Raw genomic sequence first — 19,628 nt, forward strand, 5'->3', positions numbered from 1 at the left:
ATTTACGCAGGCGGAACACCACAATGATCAGGTTGATCGTCGGGCTCGGCAATCCGGGCGCCGAATACACGGCGACGCGCCACAACGCGGGCTTCTGGTTCGTGGACCAGCTCGCGCGCGAAGCCGGCACGACGCTGCGCGACGAGCGGCGCTTTCACGGCCACTATGCGAAGGCGCGCCTCTACGGCGAGGAAGTGCATCTGCTCGAACCGCAGACCTATATGAACCGCTCGGGCCAGTCGGTCGTCGCGCTCGCGAACTTCTTCAAGATCCTGCCCGACGAGATCCTCGTCGCGCACGATGAGCTCGACCTGCCGCCCGGCACCGTCAAGCTCAAGCTCGGCGGCGGCAGCGGCGGCCACAACGGACTGAAGGACATTTCCGCGCATCTGTCGACGCAGCAATACTGGCGTTTGCGCATCGGCATTGGCCATCCGCGCGACCTGATCCCCGAAGGCGCGCGCGCGGGCGCGAAACCCGACGTCGCGAACTTCGTGCTCAAGCCGCCGCGCCGCGAGGAGCAGGACGTGATCGACGCCTCGATCGAGCGCGCGCTCGCCGTCATGCCGACGTTCGTGAAGGGCGAGGCGGAACGCGCGGTCATGCAGTTGCATCGAAACAGCTGAAACGAGGAGAGCGTCTTGAGTCGTTACTGGAGTGATATCGTCAAGCAGCTTGTGCCTTACGTGCCGGGCGAACAGCCCGCGCTCGCGAAGCCGGTCAAGCTCAACACCAACGAGAACCCGTATGCGCCCTCCCCGCGCGTGCTCGAGGCGATCCGCCACGAGCTCGGCGAGACGGGCGAGTCGCTGCGCCGCTACCCGGACCCGGTCGCGAAGCGCCTGCGCGCAGCCGTGGCCGCGCATCATGGCATTCGCGCCGAGCAGGTGTTTGTCGGCAACGGCTCGGACGAGGTGCTCGCCCACGCGTTCCAGGCGCTGCTCAAGCACGACAAGCCGATTCTCTTTCCCGACATCACCTACAGCTTTTATCCGACCTACGCGCGGCTGTACGAAGTCGAGTACCGCACGGTGCCGCTTACCGAGCCGTTCGCGATTCGCATCGACGATTATCTTCAGCCCAATGGCGGCGTGATCTTCCCGAATCCGAACGCGCCGACGGGGCACGCGCTGCCGCTCGCGGAAATCGAGCGGCTCGTCGCGGCGAACACGGAATCGGTGGTGGTGATCGACGAGGCCTACGTGGACTTCGGCGCCGAATCGGCGATCGCGCTGATCGACCGCTATCCGAACCTGCTCGTCGTGCACACCACCTCGAAGTCGCGCTCGCTCGCGGGCATGCGCGTGGGCTTCGCGTTCGGCCACGTCGATCTCATCGAAGCGCTCAACCGCGTGAAGGACAGCTTCAACTCCTACCCGCTCGACCGACTCGCCCAGGCCGCCGCGACGGCCGCCTATGAGGACGCCGATTGGCTGAAGACCACGAGCGCACGCGTGATGGCAAGCCGCGAGCGCCTCACGGCCGCGCTTACCGCGCTTGGCTTCGACGTGGTGCCCTCGGCGGCGAACTTCGTGTTCGCGAAGCATCCCGCGCACGATGCGGCGGCAATTGCGGCCAAGTTGCGCGAAAAGGAAATCTTCGTCCGCCATTTCGACGCGCCGCGCGTGAATCAGCATTTGCGGATCTCGATCGGCACCGATGCCGAATGCGATACGCTCATCGAGGCGTTGAAGCGCATCGTCGCGTAAGAAGACAGCAAGATGAAATAAAAAACGCGCCTGTTGGCGCGTTTTTTATTTCCGGGGATGAAGATGCGTCAGGCTTTGTCTTTCACCGCCACCAGCGCGTGGTACTTCTGCATCAATTGCTCGGGCGATTCCACATGCTCCGGATTCTTGGGAATGCACTCTACCGGGCACACCTGAATGCACTGCGGCTCATCGAAATGGCCAACACACTCGGTGCACTTGCCCGGGTCGATCACGTAGATTTCCGGGCCCATCGAAATGGCGTCGTTCGGGCACTCGGGCTCGCAGACGTCGCAATTGATGCACTCGTCGGTAATCATCAGGGCCATGCTTTTCTCACTTCCTGCCAGCGCGGGGGCCAGCGTACACGTTGCTTAGCCCTATAGTTTACGCTGCTTTGGCCGCGCGTTCACGCCTTCGATCCCGTACCACCGAGCGACGCCACCTTGTCCTGCAAGCGCTTTTCCACGGACGGGAACACGAACTTGCTGACATCGCCGCCCAACTGGGCGATTTCGCGCACGATCGTGCCCGAGATGAACTGGTATTGGTCCGATGGCGTCATGAACATCGTCTCGACGTCAGGCAGCAGGTAGCGGTTCATGCCCGCCATCTGGAACTCGTACTCGAAGTCCGACACCGCGCGCAGGCCGCGCACGATCACGCGCGCATTGTTGCTGCGCACGAAGTCCTTCAGGAGCCCCTTGAAGCTCATGACCTGGACGTTCGGATAGTGGCCGAGCACTTCGTGGGCAATCTCTAGCCGCTCATCGAGCGAGAAGAAAGGCTTCTTGTTGCGGCTGTCCGCAACGCCGACCACCAGCGTGTCGAAAATGCTCGACGCGCGCCGCACGAGATCTTCGTGTCCGCGCGTGAGCGGGTCGAAGGTACCGGGGTACACGGCGACTACCATGAGACTTCTCCTCTCAACAGAAATGGGGCGCAATGCAGTGCCGTGGCGATGCATGCGCACTTGCGTGCGTGACGGTGAGACCGTCCGCCGCTTCTTATCGAACGCGCATTATTCCTCATTTTCGCGTTGCAGCAAATGATAGTGAACCGCACCCGCCTTGCCCTCGCGCACCACGGCCCAGCCCGCCAGCGCGGGCTGCGCGGCCGGATCGATCGCCACGCCCGCCTCGACGTAAAGCCAGCCGCCCCGCGCGACAAGCGGGGCGGCCAGTTCGAGCGAGCGCTCGAGGAGCGCGGTGTCGCCAAACGGCGGGTCGAGGAACACGACGTCGAACGAGCCCGGCGCGAGGTTGGCCGCGAGGCGCAGCGCGTCGGCTTCGGCAATCTCGATCATGCGCGCGCCAAGGCGCGTCTGGTTCGCGCGCAGTTGCGCGGCGGCGCGCGCACTGCGCTCCACCATCACGACGCGCGCGGCGCCGCGCGAGGCCGCCTCGAAGCCCAGACCGCCGCTCCCGGCGAACAGGTCGAGGCAACGCAGGCCGTCGAGGCGCTGGCCGAGCCAGTTGAAAACCGTCTCGCGCACGCGGTCAGGCGTCGGGCGCAGGCCGTCGAGATCGAGCACCGGCAGCGGCGTGCGCTTCCAGTCGCCGCCGATGATGCGGATCGTGTGCGCACCGCCGCCGCTGCCGCCGCGCGCGCGCGAATCGGCCTGATGGGAACGGGCGCCAGGCCCACGCGAGGAAGAGGAACGAGTCATGCGTTTGGTCTGCGGCTGCGTTTGGCCGCGGGCAGTCTGCCTGCGGCACTTTGACTAGGGATGGATGTGCGCGGTGCGCATCGCGCCCTGCAATGCGCGCACGTTACCACACGGGCGCGCGCGTGCCGCGCGGGCGCCGCAACGACGGGACGTAACGCGCCTGATAAAATGCCGTGTTTTCCGCGCGTTACCCCTTTCCAAGCCGTCGCCGACCGCCCTCCGGTCCGACCCGAAACGCGCCTGACCCACGCCATATCATGTTCAGTTTCTTCAAACGATTCCGCGGCTCGAAGGACGCCGAGAGCGAGCAGGCCGAAGCCGAAGCCGCGCCGGCGCCCGAGGCGCAAGACGAGGCAACCGCTGCGCCCGCGAGCGAACCGCTTGCGCCGCCGCCGCATGCCATCACCGCCGTCACCGTCGCCAGCGAGGCCGAAGACGAACCCGAAGCGATCGAGATCGTCCCGCCGCCCGCGCCCGAACCCGCTGCGAAGCAGTCGTGGCTCACGCGCCTGAAGTCGGGGCTCTCGAAGACGAGTTCGAACATCCAGAGCATCTTCGTCAACGCGAAGATCGACGACGATCTGTATGAGGAACTCGAAACCGCGCTCCTGATGTCGGATGCGGGCGTCGACGCCACCGAATTCCTGCTCGAGCAGTTGCGCCAGAAGGTGCGCGCAGACCGCCTGACCGACGCCCAGCAGGTGAAGGACGCCCTGCGCGACCTGCTCATCGGCCTGCTCAAGCCGCTCGAGAAGTCGCTCATGCTCGGCCGCGCGCAACCGCTCGTGATGATGATCGCGGGCGTGAACGGCGCGGGCAAGACCACGAGCATCGGCAAGCTCGCCAAGCACCTGCAAAGCTTCGACCAGAGCGTGCTGCTCGCCGCCGGCGACACGTTCCGCGCCGCCGCCCGCGAGCAGCTCGCCATCTGGGGCCAGCGCAACAACGTGACCGTCGTGCAGCAGGAAAGCGGCGACCCGGCCGCTGTGATCTTCGACGCCGTGAGCGCCGCGCGCGCGCGCCGCATCAACGTGGTGATGGCCGACACCGCCGGCCGCCTGCCCACGCAGTTGCACCTCATGGACGAGCTGAAGAAGGTCAAGCGCGTGATTGGCAAGGCGTTCGACGGCGCACCGCACGAAGTGCTGCTCGTGATCGACGCCAACACGGGCCAGAACGCGCTTGCCCAGGTCAAGGCCTTCGACGACGCACTGGGCCTCACCGGTCTCATCGTCACGAAGCTCGACGGCACGGCCAAGGGTGGCATTCTTGCCGCGATCGCGCGCCAGCGCCCGGTACCGGTGTACTTCATCGGCGTGGGCGAGAAGGTCGAAGACTTGCAGCCGTTCGTAGCCGAAGAATTCGCCGACGCGCTGCTTGGCGGCTAAACCCGGCTTTTAAACGCACAATAGATACACGAAGGGCGTCGTTCTCGCGAACGACGCCCTTTTTTCATTCGCGATTGCGAATCAGGCGCTTATTCCGAATCCGGCTGCGCGCCCGGCTCGGCGCGCGCGAACGCATCGAGCGTGAGCGCGTAGTCGTTGATGCGCTGGATGGTCGGATAATGCGTCGTGTCGATCTTGAAGCGGTTCGCGTTGTAGATCTGCGGCACGAGGCAAAGGTCGGCGATCGTCGGCGTGTCGCCGTAGCAGAGCTTGCCGGTGCGCGGATCGCCGGCGAGGCGCGCTTCCAGCGTCGCAAAGCCCGACTCGATCCAGTGGCGGTACCACGCGTCTTTCGTCGCGTCGTCCGCGCCAACGGTGTGCTTGAGGTACTTGAGCACCCGCAGGTTGTTCACCGGATGAATCTCGCACGCCACCTGCAACGCGAGCGAACGCACGTGTGCGCGATCGAGCGGTGACTTCGGCAGCAGCGGCGGCTCGGGATGCGTCTCCTCCAGATACTCGATGATCGCGAGCGACTGCTGGATGGCGTGCTGGTCGTCGTCGACGAGCGTCGGCACGATCGCGTCAGGATTGACCTGACGGTAGGCGGGCTTGAGCTGTTCGCCGCCTTCGCGCACGAGGTGAACCGGCACATAGTCGTACGACAGGTTCTTGACGTTCAGCGCAATACGCACGCGATACGACGCCGAACTGCGGAAATAGCTGTAAAGCTTCATGCTCCTCTCTTGCTCCTCTTGTTTCTTGACTGGGCTCGCGCCGCTCAGACGACCCGCACGGCGAACTCGCCAATCCCGGCCACGCCGCCCGTCATCAGGTCGCCCTTCACCACCGCGCCCACGCCCTCGGGCGTGCCCGTGAAGATGAGGTCGCCCGCTTTCAGCTCGAAAAGCGTGGAAAGGAATGCGATCGTGTCGGCAACGGGCCAAATCATCTGCGAAATATCCGAGCGCTGCTTGTCCTCGCCGTTGACCGCGAGCCAGATTTCGCCTTGCGCCAGCTGGCCGATCTGCGAAACCGGATGAATCGGGCCGATGGGCGCCGAATGGTCGAAGCCCTTGGCCGTGTCCCACGGACGGCCGAGCTTCTTCGCTTCGCCTTGCAGGTCGCGGCGGGTCATGTCGAGACCGAGCGCGTAGCCATACACATGGTCGAGCGCGCTCGCGACGGGAATGTCCTTGCCGCCCTTGCCGATGGCCGCGACGAGTTCCATCTCGAAGTGCACGTTCTGCGACTGCGCCGGATACGGGAACTCGCCGGTCGAGCCGGGGGCAACGTAGAGCACGGCGTCGGCAGGCTTGGCGAAGAAGAACGGCGGCTCGCGGTTCGGATCGTGGCCCATCTCGCGCGCATGGGCTTCGTAGTTGCGGCCAACGCAGTAGATGCGGCGCACCGGAAAGCGCGCGTCACTGCCGGCAACCGGCACCGAGGCGAGCGGCGCCGGTTCGAATACGTAGGTCATGGAGTTCTCCGTCTTTGTGTGGGCGCGTGCGCGAGGCACGCAGGCGTAGCGGGATGGGCACGGCTTGCGCCGTCCGGTTGGTCAATCGCGAGTGTAACGCGCGGCGGCGGGCGTGCGCGGCTTGCACTTCGCGCGCGCGGCCTCGCCGGCCGGACGTGGGCGCCGGTATGCCCGGCGAGGGGCGGCGCGCTCGTGCGATACTTCGCGCATCCCCCATTTCAATACGATGGCGGCCTTTGCCGCACGCCGTCGAACGAACCGCGCCAGCCCATGACCACCGCCGATTCCACTGACATCTTCCCGTGCGCCCGCTTCATCAAGGAGATCGGCCGCGGCCCTCACGGCGCGCGCTCGCTCTCGTCGGAAGACACGCACGCGCTCTACGCCGCGATGCTCGACGGCCGCGTGCCCGAACTCGAACTGGGCGCGGTGCTGCTCGCTTACCGCCTCAAAGGTGAAACCGCGGACGAACTCGCCGCCATGCTCGGCGCCGCGCACGCCTCGTTCGCGCCGCTCGCGGCGCCGCAAGGCGATTACCGCGCCGTGTCGATCCCGAGCTACAACGGTGCACGCAAGCAGCCCAATCTCGTGCCGCTGCTCGCCCTGCTGCTCGCACGCGAAGGCGTGCCGACGCTCGTGCACGGCGTCACCACCGATCCGGGCCGCGTGACGAGCGCCGAGATCTTCGCGGCGCTCAACCAGCCCGAAGCCGGGGATCATGCCGGGGTCGAGTCGCAACTGGCTACGCGCCGCGTGGCGTTCGCCTCGATCGAAACGCTCGCGCCGAAGGTGGCGCGCCTGCTCTCGCTGCGCCGTCGCATGGGCGTGCGCAACTCCACGCATACGCTCGTGAAGCTGCTGCAACCGTTCGCGCAGCCGGGCCTGCGTCTCGTGAACTACACGCATCCGCCGTATCGCGAAAGCCTGAGCGCGCTCTTCGCGGCGCACCCGGACGCGGCCATTGGCGGCGCGCTGCTCGCGCGCGGCACCGAAGGCGAAGCCGTCGCGGACACGCGGCGTCAGGTGCAGGTCGACTGGCTGCACGACGGCATCTGCGAAACGCTGGTCGAACCGGAGCGCTCGTCGCCCGGCGCACCCGAAGTCGATCTCCCCGAGGGCCGCGACGCGCCCACTACGGCCGCCTGGATCGAGGCCGTGTTGCGCGGCGAAGCGCCGGTGCCGGAGGCGATCACGCGCCAGATCGAGACGATCAAGCGCATCGCCAAGCGCTAAAAAGCGAACCCCAAAAGACCTCGCCCGATCCGCTGAAAGCCTTGCGGCACGGGCGACCCGCGCGTTCGCTCCCACCTTTGTCCGCCAACGCATCGACGCGCTTCATCAGCCATCTTCGGGCATCTTCACGCGGCCAATCTGCAAATTCGTTGTTGACACACGCATTCGCCCTGATTTACATTGGACGAATGCGTTCCTACCCGAACACCCTCCGAATTACCTTCGGCCGACTATCGGCCCTATCGCTACGCCTAGCCTAAAGCTGGTGTAGCGCCGCAACGACCCCCTCTCCGGTCACCGCGGTCCTCCCAAAGCAGTTCTCGCAGTACCCCAAATCCGCTGTATCTCTACAACCTGTCGTCTGCATTCGTCCGCTTACCGTTCGGACGAGTCGCGAGGTCAAAATGCACGTTGCATGGGCATCGTTCACGTCCAGTTTCGCCGCGCCGGCTACCGCCGTCACCGTGGCCGTCTTCTTCGCGTCCGAGGTTGCCGCCCGTACGCGTGAAGTTTCGCGCATCGTGCTCCGTCGTCAGCCCGCCAGCCGCCCGCTGCCGACCGCCATCGCAAACGACATCATGAAGAACGAGGCTCGTCATGTTGCGTAATCCCGCCGAGAAGTACCGCCCCTTTCCCGCCATCCGCTTGAACGGCCGCAAATGGCCGACGCGTACCGTCGAACGCGCGCCGATCTGGATGAGCACCGACCTGCGCGACGGCAACCAGTCGCTCATCGAACCCATGAGCATCGAGCAGAAGACCGAGTTCTTCGAGATGCTCGTGGCGATCGGCTTCAAGGAAATCGAAGTCGGCTTTCCGTCCGCTTCGCAGACCGACTTCGATTTCGTGCGCAAGCTGATCGACGAAAAGCGCATTCCGGAAGACGTGACGATCGAAGTGCTCGTGCAGTCGCGCGAAGAGTTGATTGCGCGCACCTTCGAGGCGCTCCAGGGCGTGCCGCGCGCGATCGTCCACCTTTACAACGCGATCTGCCCGTCGTTCCGCAAGATCGTGTTCGGGCAGTCGAAGGATGAGGTCAAGGCGCTCGCGGTCGAAGGCACGCGCATCATCCGTGAACATGCCGATAAAAATCCGCAAACGCACTGGATTTACCAGTATTCCCCCGAAACCTTCAGCATGACCGAGCTGACCTTCGCGCGCGAAGTCTGCGATGCGGTGGCCCAGACGTGGCGCCCGACGCGCGATCACAAGATGATCGTGAATCTCCCGGCGACCGTCGAAGCGGCAATGCCGAACGTCTACGCCGACCAGATCGAGTGGATGGACCGCAATCTCGCCTACCGCGACAGCATCGTCCTCTCGGTGCACCCGCACAATGACCGCGGCACGGCGGTCGCCGCCGCCGAAATGGCGCTGCTCGCGGGCGCGGACCGTATCGAAGGCTGCCTGTTCGGCAATGGCGAGCGCACCGGCAACGTGGACCTCGTCACGCTCGCGATGAACCTCTACACCCAGGGCATCGATCCGGGCCTCGACTTCTCCGACATCGACGCCGTGCGCCGCGTGGTCGAGCGCTGCAACCAGTTGCCCGTGCATCCGCGTCATCCGTATGCGGGCGACCTCGTGTTCACGGCGTTCTCGGGCTCGCACCAGGACGCGATCCGCAAGGGCTTCGCACAGCAGCAGCCCGACGCGATCTGGGAAGTGCCCTACCTTCCGATCGATCCCGCCGATCTCGGCCGCAGCTATGACGCCGTGATCCGCGTGAACAGCCAGTCGGGCAAGGGCGGCGCGACATATCTGCTCGAGCGCGGCATGGGCTTCACGCCGCCGCGCCGTGTGCAGATTGAGTTCAGCCACGCCGTGCAGACGGTGGCCGATACGTCGGGCGAGGAAATCACGGGCGATTCGATTTGCGCGCTTTTCGCACGTGAGTACTTCGAAACACAAGGACCGGCGGCGCATATCGGCGCAGGCCGCGTGCGCTGGGAAGGCCGCGACGTGGCGGTGCCGGCGGCGGCGAGCGTGGACGAAGCCCACGCCGGGGCCGTTGCCGCGGCGATTGCCCAGGTGGCCGGTGAAAGCATTGAAATCACGTCGTTCGAGACCGCGCGCACGGCACAGGGCGGCACCGTCGTGTTCGTCGGGACGCGCGTGGGCGGCCAGTCGCTGCGCCACGGCGTGGGCGTGGCCGACGACGCAGCCCATGCAAGCATCGCCGCTATCGTGAGCGCGGTGAATCGCGCGGCCTGGCCACAGGTGGATCGCCGCGCGGCGGCCTGAGGCGGCCGGAGACAGTTTGCAGTTCAGCAGGACAGATGCAGCGCCGTTGAGCGCTGGCGGCAAAACGGGCCGCCGGCGTGCGCCTGAAACGCCTAACCGGCGCTTCAGCGAGTGGACTGACCGGTCATCACTCGATCGCGCAACGTGTCGCTTGCCACGCGAGCAGACGCCAGTGACCACCCTCCTGCGTCTGGATCGCCGTGTAGGCAATCGGAAAGAGCAGCGCGCCGTTGTTCGCTTCCATCTCGATCAGCACGCGCCCGGAGATCACGCAAGCTTCGTTGCCCACGGGCAGCACGTCCTGCGACTGGATCTCGATTTGCCGGTAGCGTCGGCGGCCCGCCGTGATCGCGTCGATGAACTGTTGCTTGGTCTCGCGTTTGCCGTTCGTATGGATGAACGTCGCGTTATCGGCGAGCAACTGGTCCAGCGACGTGCCGTCGCCGTCCACCATCGCGCGAAAGCGCTCGCGCTCCAGACCGCGAATCGCATCGATTACTTTTGCCGCCATCGCTCGAGCCCCTTGCGCGCCGGTCCGCGCGCTCCACGCAGACCCACGCCGAAGATTTTCTGCATGCGCCTGGCTGAAATTTATACCAGGATTTGACGCGTGGATACTTGCGATCAAAAGTGACATCCCCATATGTGAGGCGTACGCCACCCGCCGAACCGGCCCACCCTTGCCGGCCGCGCTCCATTGTCGCAGCGCAGCACTTTCGGCTTTGTCCGATGTCTATTAGTCAGATTCCGTGGCAAAGTCCGGGCGCAACGCCGCCCACCAAGGTCGTTGATTCCAACCCTTATTTCTCCGCGCGCTCGCGCCGGACTGCTGTCCCGATCTAGAGTGTTCCTTCGGCCCGCCCCATGTGCGGACCCGCGCCGGGCCGCAAGCCCCGTCCCGCTTGCCCGCCGCGATTTTGGTGTAATCTATCGATACAACCATTTCGATAGGAATCAAGGAACCTTGAAGCCCCTACAGACTCCAAGTATTAGCACTCGGTGATTCAGAGTGCTAACATCCACCGTGGAGTCGCAGTCTGACTTTTGCAAGATTCCTAAGGAGTTCGCTACGTGAGCAACGCAATGACCATGACCCTTCCGAATACGCTGAGCCCGTCGTCGGCCAAGGCCGGGGGTTCACTGGCGCTCGCGAACGCTTCCCTGCTGCCCGGTCAGTTGGGCAACATCGACGCCTACATCCAGGCCGTGAACCGGATCCCGATGTTGACGCCGCAAGAAGAGCGCCAGTTCGCGACTGAGTTTCGCGAGCAAAACAACCTCGAGGGCGCGCGCCGTCTGGTGCTGTCGCACCTGCGCCTCGTGGTGTCGATCGCGCGCAATTACCTCGGCTACGGCTTGCCGCATGCCGATCTGATCCAGGAAGGCAATATCGGCCTGATGAAGGCTGTGAAGCGCTTCGACCCCGAGCAGAACGTGCGCCTCGTGTCGTACGCGATGCACTGGATCAAGGCTGAAATTCACGAGTACATCCTGCGCAACTGGCGCATGGTGAAGGTCGCCACGACCAAGGCGCAGCGCAAGTTGTTCTTCAACCTGCGCAGCCACAAGCAGGGCCTGCAATCGTTCACGCCGGAAGAAATCGACGGCCTCGCGCAGGAACTGAACGTGAAGCGCGAAGAAGTCGTGGAGATGGAAACGCGTCTCTCGGGCGCCGACATCGCGCTCGAAGGCCAAACGGAAGACGGCGAGGAGTCGTACGCTCCGATCGCCTGGCTCGCCGACTCGCATAGCGAGCCGAGCGCGGTGCTGGCCGCCCGTTCGCGCGACCGCCTTCAGTCCGACGGCATCGCGAGCGCGCTGGAAGCGCTCGACGCACGCAGCCGCCGCATCATCGAGGCGCGCTGGCTGAACGTCGCCGACGACGGCTCGGGCGGTTCGACCCTGCACGAGCTGGCCGACGAGTTCGGCGTGTCGGCCGAGCGCATTCGCCAGATCGAGGCGAGCGCCATGAAGAAGATGCGCACCGCGCTTGCCGACTACGCGTAAGCGTCAGCCCGGAAACCGTACCGAAAGCCCCGTTCCCGCGAACGGGGCTTTTTCTTTTGCACGCTCCTGCACACTGCTTACGCCCCTGCGCACCCTCGCGCCCGTCAGCCCGCTGCACACCTTCGCACCGGCCGCGCTGATTCCACCCTAAGATGATTTCGAGGTGATGAGCCCCAGGCCGCGCGGCGGTCTGGCCTGACAACGCGCTCAAGGGCAACCGTCGTCATGATCTCTGCATCCGGTCAACGCCCCCGCGCGGCGCTCCCGCTGCGCGCGCGGATCGTCCAGTGGACGCGCGGCCCCACGTTCGCGCGCGACATCGTCCTCGTCCTCGCCATCAAGCTCGTGCTGCTGCTGGCGCTCAAATACGCGTTCTTCAATCACCCGCAGGCCGAAGACATGCGCATGGCGCCTGCCGCCGTGGCGCAGGCCATTCTCTCCGTGCCGATGCCGCCCACGGCCGCGCCGCCGGCGTCGCCATCGCAACAAGGAACGCAACGAGGAAACGCGCAAGGAGAGCGCCATGCCCACGATTGAAACAGTGGATCTTTCGCGGCTTCAGTTCGCCATCACCGCGCTTTACCACTTCCTGTTCGTGCCGCTCACGCTCGGCCTGTCGTGGCTGCTCGTCATCATGGAGTCCGTCTACGTGATGACCGGCAAGGTGATCTACAAGGACATGACGCTGTTCTGGGGCAAGCTCTTCGCCATCAACTTCGCGATGGGCGTCACCACCGGCCTCACCATGGAGTTCCAGTTCGGCACCAACTGGTCCTACTACTCGCACTACGTGGGCGACATCTTCGGCGTGCCGCTCGCCGTGGAAGGGCTCGCGGCCTTCTTCCTCGAATCGACCTTCGTCGGCCTGTTCTTCTTCGGCTGGAATCGCCTGTCGAAAGGCGCGCACCTGTTCACCACGTTTCTCGTCGCGCTCGGCTCGAACCTCTCGGCGCTGTGGATTCTCATCGCCAACGGCTGGATGCAGAACCCCGTGGGCGCGGCGTTCAACTACGAGACCATGCGCATGGAGCTCACCAGCCTGTTCGAGGTGATCTTCAATCCTGTCGCGCAGGTGAAGTTCGTGCACACGGTTTCGGCCGGCTACGTGACGGCCTCGATGTTCGTGCTCGGCATCTCGTCGTGGTACCTGCTGCGCCGCCGCGACGTGGAGTTCGCGCTGCGCTCGTTCGCCATCGCCGCCGGCTTTGGCCTCGCGTCCACCCTATGCGTGCTGATCCTCGGCGACGAATCGGGCTACACCGACGGCGAAGTGCAGCAGGTCAAGCTCGCCGCCATCGAGGCCGAATGGGACACCGCGCCCGCGCCCGCGCCCTTCACGCTGTTCGGCCTGCCCAACCAGAAAGAGGAACGCACCGACTACGCGATCCGCATTCCCTGGCTCATGGGCATCATCGCCACACGCTCGATCGACACGCCCGTCATCGGCCTGAAGGACCTGATGGGCCGCGCCGAAGTGCGCATCCGCAACGGCATGCTGGCCTACGCCGCGCTGCAAAAGATGAAAGAAGGCACCGACGACACCCAGACGCGCGACGTGTTCGAAGCGCACAAGGCCGACCTCGGCTACGGGCTGCTCTTGAAGCGGTTCACGCCGAACGTGGTCGACGCGACTTCCGCGCAGGTCAGGGCCGCGTCGCGAACGGCGATCCCGCCGGTTGCGCCCGTGTTCTGGTCGTTTCGCGTGATGGTGGGCCTCGGCCTTCTCTTTCTCGTGACCTTCGTGCTCGCCTTCGGGTTCTGCGCGCAGCGCTCGCTGCTCAAGGACAACCGCCGCTGGTTCCTGCGCTGGGCCCTGGTGGCGATTCCGCTGCCCTGGCTCGCCGCCGAGTTCGGCTGGGTCGTCGCGGAACTGGGCCGCCAGCCGTGGACCATCGCCGAAGTGCTGCCCACGCGCCTTTCGGCGTCGAGCCTTGCGCCCGGCGACGTGATCCTGAGCATCGCGGGCTTCGTGATCTTCTACACGCTGCTCTTCATCATCGAGATCACGCTGATGTTCAAGTACGCGCGCCTCGGCCCTTCGTCGCTGCACACGGGACGCTACTTCCACGAGCAGGCTCCGGCCGCGGCGGTGACACGCGGCGGCAGCGTCGCTTGAGCGCCATAGAGGACACACGCCATGGACTATGCAACTCTCAAGCTGATCTGGTGGGCGCTGATCGGCGTGCTGCTGATCGGCTTCGCGCTCACGGATGGTTTCGACATGGGCGCGGCGGTGCTGCTGCCCTTCATCGGCAAGACCGACGAGGAACGCCGAATCGTCATCAACACGGTTGGCGCGACGTGGGAAGGCAACCAGGTCTGGTTCATCACGGCGGGCGGGGCCATGTTCGCCGCCTGGCCGCTCGCCTACGCGGCCTCGTTCTCCGGCTTCTACTTCGCGATGCTGCTCGTGCTCTTCTCGCTGTTCTTCCGGCCCGTGGGCTTCGACTACCGGGGCAAGCGCGTGGACGTGAGATGGCGCCAGGGCTGGGACTGCGGCCTCTTCATCGGCGGCTTCGTGCCCGCGCTCGTGTTCGGCGTGGCGTTCGGCAACCTGCTGCAAGGCGTGCCGTTCGTCTACGACACGGATCTGCGCGTGACGTATCACGGCAGCTTCTTCGGACTCCTCAATCCCTTCGCACTGATCTGCGGACTCGTGAGCCTTTGCATGCTCACCGCGCACGGCGCGGCGTTCGTGAAGATGAAGTCCGACGGCGTCGTCGCCATGCGCGCCGCGAAGGCAATCCGGATCTTCTCGGGCCTGACCGTTGTCCTGTTCGTCGTGGCGGGCGCGCTCGTGGCGACGCTCATCAGCGGCTATACGATCACGTCGCCCGCGCCATTCGACGGCGTGGCCAATCCGCTGCTGAAGACCGTCGAAGCGGGACCGGGCCTCTGGCTTTCGAACTACGGGCTCTATCCGTTGACGGCGCTTGCGCCGATCGCAGGCCTGCTTGGCGGCGCGCTTGCATGCGCGCTCGCGGGCTCGCGCTTCGAGCGGCTCACGTTCGTGTGCACATCGCTCCAGATCGTCGGCGTGATCCTGACGGCGGGCTTCTCGATGTTCCCGTTCATCATGCCCTCGTCGCTCGACCCGCGTTCGAGCCTCACGGTCTGGGACGCGACTTCGAGCCAGACCACACTCGAAATCATGCTCGTGGCCGTCATCATCTTCCTGCCGATCGTGCTCGGCTACACCGCCTGGGTCTATCGCGTGATGCGCGGCAAAATCACCGCCAGCACGATCAAGGAGAATGAGCACACGCTTTATTGAGGCGTACGACGCGTTTTTAGCGGCCCCAAAAGCAAAAACGCCGTGGCGATACACCACGGCGTTTTTTCATTCGCGTGCGCGAATCGTTCAGGCAGTCTGGAGCGCCAGTTCGCGCGCGTAACGCGCCGCCGCTTCGCCCACCACGATGTGCAGCGTATCCGTCGAGACCCAGGCCACGTCGAGCGCGCCCAGCTTCGCACGCTCAACCGCCGCCGGGTCGCGCACGATCACGCGCAGGCGCGTGGCCGCCACCGCGTCGAGCGAGACGATGTTCGCCGCGCCGCCGAACACCGCCAGCCAGCGCGACGGATTCGGATCGAGCGGGCCCTGCGCCGAAGGCGCACTCGTGATTGCAGGCGCACTCGCAGTCGCTTGCGTTGCCTGAGCCGCGGGCTGCGCCGCCAGTGCCTTCGCCGCGCCCGCACCACCCCGCGCGATTTCGCTGCGGATTTCATCGGCGATGATGTCCGCTTCCGGTCCGATGATGACCTGCACGCTTTCACCGCCGCGCTTGAGCACGCCGCGCGCGCCGATCGCCTTCAATGCCGGTTCCGAGACATGCGCGGGATCGGCCACCGAGAGACGCAGGCGCGTCGTGCAGGCATCGACCACCTTCAGGTTGGCCGCGCCGCCAAGCGCGTCGATATAGCGAGCCGCTCGCGTGAGCGACGTGGCCGCAGCGGCGACACCCGACATCGACGAAGCAATGGCCGTGTCGCCCGCCGACGCTTCACGGCCCGGCGTGGGCAGGTTGAAGCGGCGGATGAAAAAGCGGAACAGCGCGTAGTACACGACCGCATAGGCCACGCCCAGCGGGATCGCATACCAGCCATGCGTGGAGAGCCCATAGTTCAGCACATAGTCGATCGCGCCCGCCGAGAACGTGAAGCCGAGCTTGATGCCGAGCAGCGAGCAGATTGCGAGCGACAGCCCCGTGAGCACCGCGTGGATCGCGTAGAGCACGGGCGCAAGGAACATGAACGTGAATTCGATCGGCTCGGTCACGCCCGTGAGGAACGAGGTGAGCGCCATCGACATCAGCAGGCCCGCCACCATCGCGCGCTTTTCCTTCGGCGCCTCGTGCAGCATGGCGAGACACGCGGCCGGCAGACCGAACATCATCACCGGGAAAAAGCCCGCCATGAAGCTGCCCGCCGTGGGGTCGCCCGCGAAGAAGCGGTGCAGGTCGCCCGTCACCGCCGCGCCGCCGGCCGCCGGCGTGAACGAGCCGAACACGAACCACACGAGCGAGTTGAGGATGTGATGCAGCCCGGTGACGAGCAGCAAGCGGTTGAGCAAGCCGTACACGAACGTGCCGATCGCGCCCGCCGTGGTGAGCCAGTGACCGGCCGTGTCGATCACGCCCTGCACCGGTCCCCACACATAGCCGAACACGATGCCCAGCACGAGGCACGCGAGCCCGGTGACAATGGGCACGAATCGTTTGCCGCCGAAGAACGCAAGGAACTCGGGCAGCTTGATGTCCTTGAAGCGGTTGTACAGCATGCCCGCAACGACGCCGGCGACCACGCCCGACAACACGCCCATGTTGAGCTTGTCGTTGATGTCCTTCATCACGGCGGTCTGGACCAGATAGCCCAGCGCGCCCGCGAGCGCCGCGACGCCGTTGTTTTCCTTCGCGAAGCCCACCGCGATGCCGATCGCGAACAGCAACGGCAGGTTATCGAAGATCGCGCCGCCCGCGTCGGCGATGATCTTGATGTTGAACATGTCGGCCTGCCCGAAACGAAGCAGGATGCCGGCGACCGGCAGCACTGCGATCGGAAGCATCAGCGCGCGGCCGAGGCTTTGTATCTTGAGAAACGGATTGCCATCCATTGAACTGCCTCCAGTCCCTGTCTCTTGCGTGACGTACGTGGGTGAGAGAGGCCGGCGCGCGATCGCTGCGCACGCCGGCGCATTTTTTAAGGATTACTTAAAGCGTGGTGAATAGAGAAACTCGATCGAACCCTCGATCAAACAATCGACCGAACGATCAACCGAACGATCAACCGAACGATCAACCGAACGATCAATCGAGCGGCCAACTTTCGCGGCTCGCGGCGCGCACGGCTTGCGCCGATTCGAACGCGAGCGCGTCCTGCGCACGCTGGCGACATTCGCTGTAGTCAAGCTTGCGCACGCGCGCCTTGATCGACGGCACGGAAACCGGATCGACGGAAAGCTCGCTCACGCCAAGGCCGACGAGCAGCGGTGCCGCGAGCGGATCGCCCGCCAGCGCGCCGCACACGCCCACCCACTTGCCGTGTTTGCGCGCGCCTTCGACCGTCGCCGCCACGAGGCGTAGCACGGCCGGGTGCAAGCCGTCGGCCTGCGCCGCGAGATCGGGCTGGCAGCGGTCCATCGCGAGCGTGTACTGCGTGAGGTCGTTCGTGCCAATCGAGAGGAAATCGGCGTGGCGCGCGAGCTGGTCGGCGAGCAATGCGGCCGAGGGCACCTCGATCATCACGCCCACTTCGATCGGCTCGGTGCGGCCCGCTTCGCGTGCGAACGCGTCGATGCGCTCGCGCAAGCGCACGAGTTCGCCCACGTCGGTCACCATCGGCAGCAGGATGCGCACCTTGCCCGCCGGCTTCACGGCGAGAAGGCCGCGCAACTGGTCGTCGAGCAGGTCGGGGCGCACCTGCGCGAGGCGAATGCCGCGCAGGCCCAGCGCCGGGTTCGGTTCGGGCGGCAGCGTCAGATAGTCGACTTCCTTGTCCGCGCCCACATCGAGCGTGCGGATGATGGCGGTGCGGCCCGCTAGCGCGTCGGTAATGGCCTGGTAGCTCTGACGATGCTCCTCCACCGTCGGCGCGGCCTGGCGGTGGATGAACAGCAGCTCCGTGCGCAGCAGACCCACGGCGTCCGCGCCGTTTTCCACCGCCGTCGCGGCGTCTTCCAGCGTGGCGATGTTCGCCGCGACTTCGACCGCGTGACCGTCGCGCGTGCTCGCCGCTTCGTGCGAGGTGCGGCGGTTCGCTTCGCGCACGCCCGCAAGGCGCTGCTTCTCGCTGCGCGCACGCTCGACATCGAGCGCGCTCGGCGTATAGGCGAAGCGGCCCGCGCCGGCATCGACGACCACTTCCGTGCCCTCGGCCACCGCAAGGAGCGCGTCGCCGAGCGCGACGATCGCCGGAATGCCGGCCTGGCGCGCGATGATCGCCGCGTGCGAGGTCGCGCCGCCGCGCGACATCACGAGCGCCGTCACGCGCTTGCGGTCGAGCGTGGCGAGATCGGAAGGCGTGAATTCCTCGGCGGCAAGCACGGCTTCTTCGGGTAGCGTGCGCGCGGCCGTGTTCGAGAGTCCGAGCGCGCGCAGCACGCGCTTTTCGAGGTCGCGCAGATCGGCGGCGCGCTCCGCGAGCAGCGGATCGTCCACCTTGCCGAGCACGGCGATCTGCGCGCGAATCGCTTCGCGCCATGCGTAGCCCGCGCTCTTGCCGAGGCTGATCGCGTCGCGCGCGGCGTCCACGAGCGTCGGGTCTTCGAGCAGCACGCGGTGCATCGTGAAGATGCCCGCCTCGCCGATCGCGCCGCGCTGCGAAGCGGTGCGCACGCTCTGGTTCAGCTCGGCGTCCACCTCCGCGATGGCCTTGTCCAGCAGGCGGCTTTCCGCGGCCGAGCTGCCGCTCGCGAGTTCGGGCGGCGTGAGTTCGGCTTCGTCCCAGCGCACCAGCTTGCCGACCGCGACGCCCGGCGCCGCGCATACGCCCGCGAGCACACCCGGCTCGGCGGATGACGCCGCGGCCGCGGCTTGCTGTGTCACGGGCGCGGGCGAGTGCTGCCGCGCCGGCGCTTCGCCGCCCTCGCCGGGCGCTTCACGCAGGAGTTCGTTCGCCACGGCGTCCACGGCGCGCTGCGCCTCGTTGCCGATGCCGACGAGTTCGATGGTCGCGCCCTCGCCCGCGCCAAGGGCCAGCAGGCCCACGACGCTTTCGATAGCCGCCTTGCGCTCGCCAAAGCGGACTTCCACGCGTGCGTCGATGCCGCGCACGGCTTCGCGCGCTCGCGCTGCCGGACGCGCATGGAGGCCGCCCGCATGCGTGAGCGTGATGCTGCGGCGCACTTCGTTCGCAACCAGTTCGTTGGCCGGGGCGATCTGGGCGCCGTCACGCGGGCGCAGCACGAGCAGTGCGCTCTTGCCCGCTTCGACGTGGCCGGCGCCTGCGCGATCGACCACTTCGAAGGCGTCCGAATTGGCGATCGCAACGACCGAGACGAGGCTCGGCGCATTGCACGCCACTACATCGAGATCGAAATCGATCAGCGTGTCGCCCCGGCGCACCTGCGCGCCCTGCGCGACCTTCGGCGTGAAACCCTTGCCGTTCAGCTCGACGGTGTCGATGCCGACATGCACGAGCACCTGCGCGCCTTCGGCCGTTTGCAGCGTGACCGCGTGGCTGGTGCGCGCAAGATGGACGACGATCCCGTCGCACGGTGCGACCACACTGCCGACGAGCGGATCGACGCCAATGCCGTCGCCGAACAGGCCTTCCGAGAACACCGGATCAGGCACCGACACAAGCGGCACGACCGGCCCGGTGAGCGGCGAGACCAGTACGATCTGCCCCTCTACGCGAGTATGCGGATCCATCAGGCGAGACTCCTCGATGCGTTCCAT

The 19,628-nt window shown here is 65.9% G+C and carries 18 protein-coding genes; 10 read left to right on the forward strand and 8 right to left on the reverse strand.

The features are described 5' to 3' along the window. Positions 1-23 precede the first annotated feature (23 nt). Both pth and hisC read left to right on the forward strand, forming a co-directional pair. Entirely contained in the window at positions 24-626 is a 603-nt protein-coding gene (pth, locus tag C7401_RS14390) for an aminoacyl-tRNA hydrolase (RefSeq protein WP_112172046.1), read from the forward strand. A 15-nt stretch (positions 627-641) separates the two neighbouring features. After that, positions 642-1,709 carry a histidinol-phosphate transaminase gene (gene hisC, locus C7401_RS14395; protein WP_112172047.1) on the forward strand — a complete coding sequence of 356 codons (1,068 nt, stop codon included), beginning with the start codon at positions 642-644 and terminating at the stop codon, positions 1,707-1,709. Positions 1,710-1,777: 68 nt separating this feature from the next. On the opposite strand, the gene C7401_RS14400 is transcribed toward hisC, so the two are convergent. The 3 genes from C7401_RS14400 to rsmD form a co-directional block, all read right to left on the reverse strand. Beyond that, positions 1,778-2,038: a YfhL family 4Fe-4S dicluster ferredoxin gene (locus tag C7401_RS14400; RefSeq protein ID WP_112172048.1), complete on the reverse strand. Its 261-nt coding sequence runs from the start codon at positions 2,036-2,038 to the stop codon at positions 1,778-1,780. 80 nt (positions 2,039-2,118) lie between these two features. Then, positions 2,119-2,622, reverse strand: coding sequence for a pantetheine-phosphate adenylyltransferase (gene coaD, locus C7401_RS14405; RefSeq protein ID WP_112172049.1), 504 nt, complete (start codon positions 2,620-2,622; stop codon positions 2,119-2,121). Positions 2,623-2,730: 108 nt separating this feature from the next. Next, positions 2,731-3,378, reverse strand: a complete 648-nt coding sequence (gene rsmD, locus C7401_RS14410; RefSeq protein WP_112172050.1) for a 16S rRNA (guanine(966)-N(2))-methyltransferase RsmD — start codon at positions 3,376-3,378, stop codon at positions 2,731-2,733. A 257-nt stretch (positions 3,379-3,635) separates the two neighbouring features. Here rsmD and ftsY point away from each other — a divergent pair, with 257 nt between their 5' ends. Then, complete coding sequence (gene ftsY, locus C7401_RS14415) at positions 3,636-4,766, forward strand: signal recognition particle-docking protein FtsY (RefSeq protein ID WP_112172051.1); 1,131 nt, start codon at positions 3,636-3,638, stop codon at positions 4,764-4,766. 89 nt (positions 4,767-4,855) lie between these two features. Here the strand turns inward: ftsY and maiA are convergent, their stop codons facing one another. Together maiA and C7401_RS14425 are read right to left on the reverse strand one after the other, a co-directional pair. Next, entirely contained in the window at positions 4,856-5,503 is a 648-nt protein-coding gene (maiA, locus tag C7401_RS14420; RefSeq protein WP_112172052.1) for a maleylacetoacetate isomerase, read from the reverse strand. 44 nt (positions 5,504-5,547) lie between these two features. Then, positions 5,548-6,246, reverse strand: coding sequence for a fumarylacetoacetate hydrolase family protein (locus C7401_RS14425; protein WP_112172053.1), 699 nt, complete (start codon positions 6,244-6,246; stop codon positions 5,548-5,550). Between the two features lie 270 nt (positions 6,247-6,516). Here C7401_RS14425 and ybiB point away from each other — a divergent pair, with 270 nt between their 5' ends. The 3 genes from ybiB to leuA all read left to right on the forward strand — a co-directional run bounded on the left by ybiB (position 6,517) and on the right by leuA (position 9,723). Further along, a complete protein-coding gene (ybiB, locus tag C7401_RS14430) occupies positions 6,517-7,479 on the forward strand; it encodes a DNA-binding protein YbiB (RefSeq protein WP_112172054.1) in 963 nt (320 codons plus the stop codon). A gap of 404 nt (positions 7,480-7,883) precedes the next feature. Continuing rightward, the gene (locus C7401_RS14435; RefSeq protein WP_112172055.1) at positions 7,884-8,087 is read left to right on the forward strand and encodes a hypothetical protein; all 204 of its coding nucleotides are present in this window, start codon (positions 7,884-7,886) and stop codon (positions 8,085-8,087) included. Further along, positions 8,077-9,723 carry a 2-isopropylmalate synthase gene (gene leuA / locus C7401_RS14440; RefSeq protein WP_112172056.1) on the forward strand — a complete coding sequence of 549 codons (1,647 nt, stop codon included), beginning with the start codon at positions 8,077-8,079 and terminating at the stop codon, positions 9,721-9,723. The genes C7401_RS14435 and leuA overlap by 11 nt, the downstream gene beginning before the upstream one ends. A gap of 127 nt (positions 9,724-9,850) precedes the next feature. Here the strand turns inward: leuA and C7401_RS14445 are convergent, their stop codons facing one another. Continuing rightward, on the reverse strand, positions 9,851-10,234 hold the full coding sequence (locus C7401_RS14445; protein WP_112172057.1) for a nuclear transport factor 2 family protein: 384 nt from the start codon (positions 10,232-10,234) through the stop codon (positions 9,851-9,853). Positions 10,235-10,794: 560 nt separating this feature from the next. Here C7401_RS14445 and rpoH point away from each other — a divergent pair. The 4 genes from rpoH to cydB all read left to right on the forward strand — a co-directional run bounded on the left by rpoH (position 10,795) and on the right by cydB (position 15,004). Further along, complete coding sequence (gene rpoH, locus C7401_RS14450; RefSeq protein ID WP_112172058.1) at positions 10,795-11,730, forward strand: RNA polymerase sigma factor RpoH; 936 nt, start codon at positions 10,795-10,797, stop codon at positions 11,728-11,730. A 225-nt stretch (positions 11,731-11,955) separates the two neighbouring features. Next, entirely contained in the window at positions 11,956-12,267 is a 312-nt protein-coding gene (gene cydP / locus C7401_RS14455; RefSeq protein ID WP_224044553.1) for a cytochrome oxidase putative small subunit CydP, read from the forward strand. After that, positions 12,254-13,846: a cytochrome ubiquinol oxidase subunit I gene (locus C7401_RS14460; protein WP_112172059.1), complete on the forward strand. Its 1,593-nt coding sequence runs from the start codon at positions 12,254-12,256 to the stop codon at positions 13,844-13,846. Before cydP ends, C7401_RS14460 begins: the two co-directional genes overlap by 14 nt. 21 nt (positions 13,847-13,867) lie before the next feature. After that, a complete protein-coding gene (cydB, locus tag C7401_RS14465) occupies positions 13,868-15,004 on the forward strand; it encodes a cytochrome d ubiquinol oxidase subunit II (RefSeq protein ID WP_112172060.1) in 1,137 nt (378 codons plus the stop codon). 87 nt (positions 15,005-15,091) lie between these two features. Here cydB and nagE read toward each other — a convergent pair whose 3' ends face one another. Both nagE and ptsP read right to left on the reverse strand, forming a co-directional pair. Further along, the gene (nagE, locus tag C7401_RS14470; RefSeq protein WP_112172061.1) at positions 15,092-16,843 is read right to left on the reverse strand and encodes an N-acetylglucosamine-specific PTS transporter subunit IIBC; all 1,752 of its coding nucleotides are present in this window, start codon (positions 16,841-16,843) and stop codon (positions 15,092-15,094) included. Between the two features lie 193 nt (positions 16,844-17,036). Then, positions 17,037-19,628, reverse strand: coding sequence for a phosphoenolpyruvate--protein phosphotransferase (gene ptsP, locus C7401_RS14475; protein WP_112172062.1), 2,592 nt, complete (start codon positions 19,626-19,628; stop codon positions 17,037-17,039).

It is taken from the genome of Paraburkholderia unamae, from assembly GCF_003268775.1.
Taxonomy (GTDB): Bacteria; Pseudomonadota; Gammaproteobacteria; order Burkholderiales; family Burkholderiaceae; genus Paraburkholderia; species Paraburkholderia unamae.

What these genes read in the sequence shown, in the direction of transcription:
- pth (WP_112172046.1), top strand. Translation starts at nt 24, where the DNA reads ATGATCAGGTTGATCGTCGGGCTCGGCAATCCGGGCGCCGAATACACG.
- C7401_RS14400 (WP_112172048.1), bottom strand. Translation starts at nt 2,038, where the DNA reads ATGGCCCTGATGATTACCGACGAGTGCATCAATTGCGACGTCTGCGAG.
- coaD (WP_112172049.1), bottom strand. Translation starts at nt 2,622, where the DNA reads ATGGTAGTCGCCGTGTACCCCGGTACCTTCGACCCGCTCACGCGCGGA.
- rsmD (WP_112172050.1), bottom strand. Translation starts at nt 3,378, where the DNA reads ATGACTCGTTCCTCTTCCTCGCGTGGGCCTGGCGCCCGTTCCCATCAG.
- ftsY (WP_112172051.1), top strand. Translation starts at nt 3,636, where the DNA reads ATGTTCAGTTTCTTCAAACGATTCCGCGGCTCGAAGGACGCCGAGAGC.
- maiA (WP_112172052.1), bottom strand. Translation starts at nt 5,503, where the DNA reads ATGAAGCTTTACAGCTATTTCCGCAGTTCGGCGTCGTATCGCGTGCGT.
- C7401_RS14425 (WP_112172053.1), bottom strand. Translation starts at nt 6,246, where the DNA reads ATGACCTACGTATTCGAACCGGCGCCGCTCGCCTCGGTGCCGGTTGCC.
- ybiB (WP_112172054.1), top strand. Translation starts at nt 6,517, where the DNA reads ATGACCACCGCCGATTCCACTGACATCTTCCCGTGCGCCCGCTTCATC.
- C7401_RS14435 (WP_112172055.1), top strand. Translation starts at nt 7,884, where the DNA reads ATGCACGTTGCATGGGCATCGTTCACGTCCAGTTTCGCCGCGCCGGCT.
- leuA (WP_112172056.1), top strand. Translation starts at nt 8,077, where the DNA reads ATGTTGCGTAATCCCGCCGAGAAGTACCGCCCCTTTCCCGCCATCCGC.
- C7401_RS14445 (WP_112172057.1), bottom strand. Translation starts at nt 10,234, where the DNA reads ATGGCGGCAAAAGTAATCGATGCGATTCGCGGTCTGGAGCGCGAGCGC.
- cydP (WP_224044553.1), top strand. Translation starts at nt 11,956, where the DNA reads ATGATCTCTGCATCCGGTCAACGCCCCCGCGCGGCGCTCCCGCTGCGC.
- C7401_RS14460 (WP_112172059.1), top strand. Translation starts at nt 12,254, where the DNA reads ATGCCCACGATTGAAACAGTGGATCTTTCGCGGCTTCAGTTCGCCATC.
- cydB (WP_112172060.1), top strand. Translation starts at nt 13,868, where the DNA reads ATGGACTATGCAACTCTCAAGCTGATCTGGTGGGCGCTGATCGGCGTG.
- nagE (WP_112172061.1), bottom strand. Translation starts at nt 16,843, where the DNA reads ATGGATGGCAATCCGTTTCTCAAGATACAAAGCCTCGGCCGCGCGCTG.
- ptsP (WP_112172062.1), bottom strand. Translation starts at nt 19,628, where the DNA reads ATGGAACGCATCGAGGAGTCTCGCCTGATGGATCCGCATACTCGCGTA.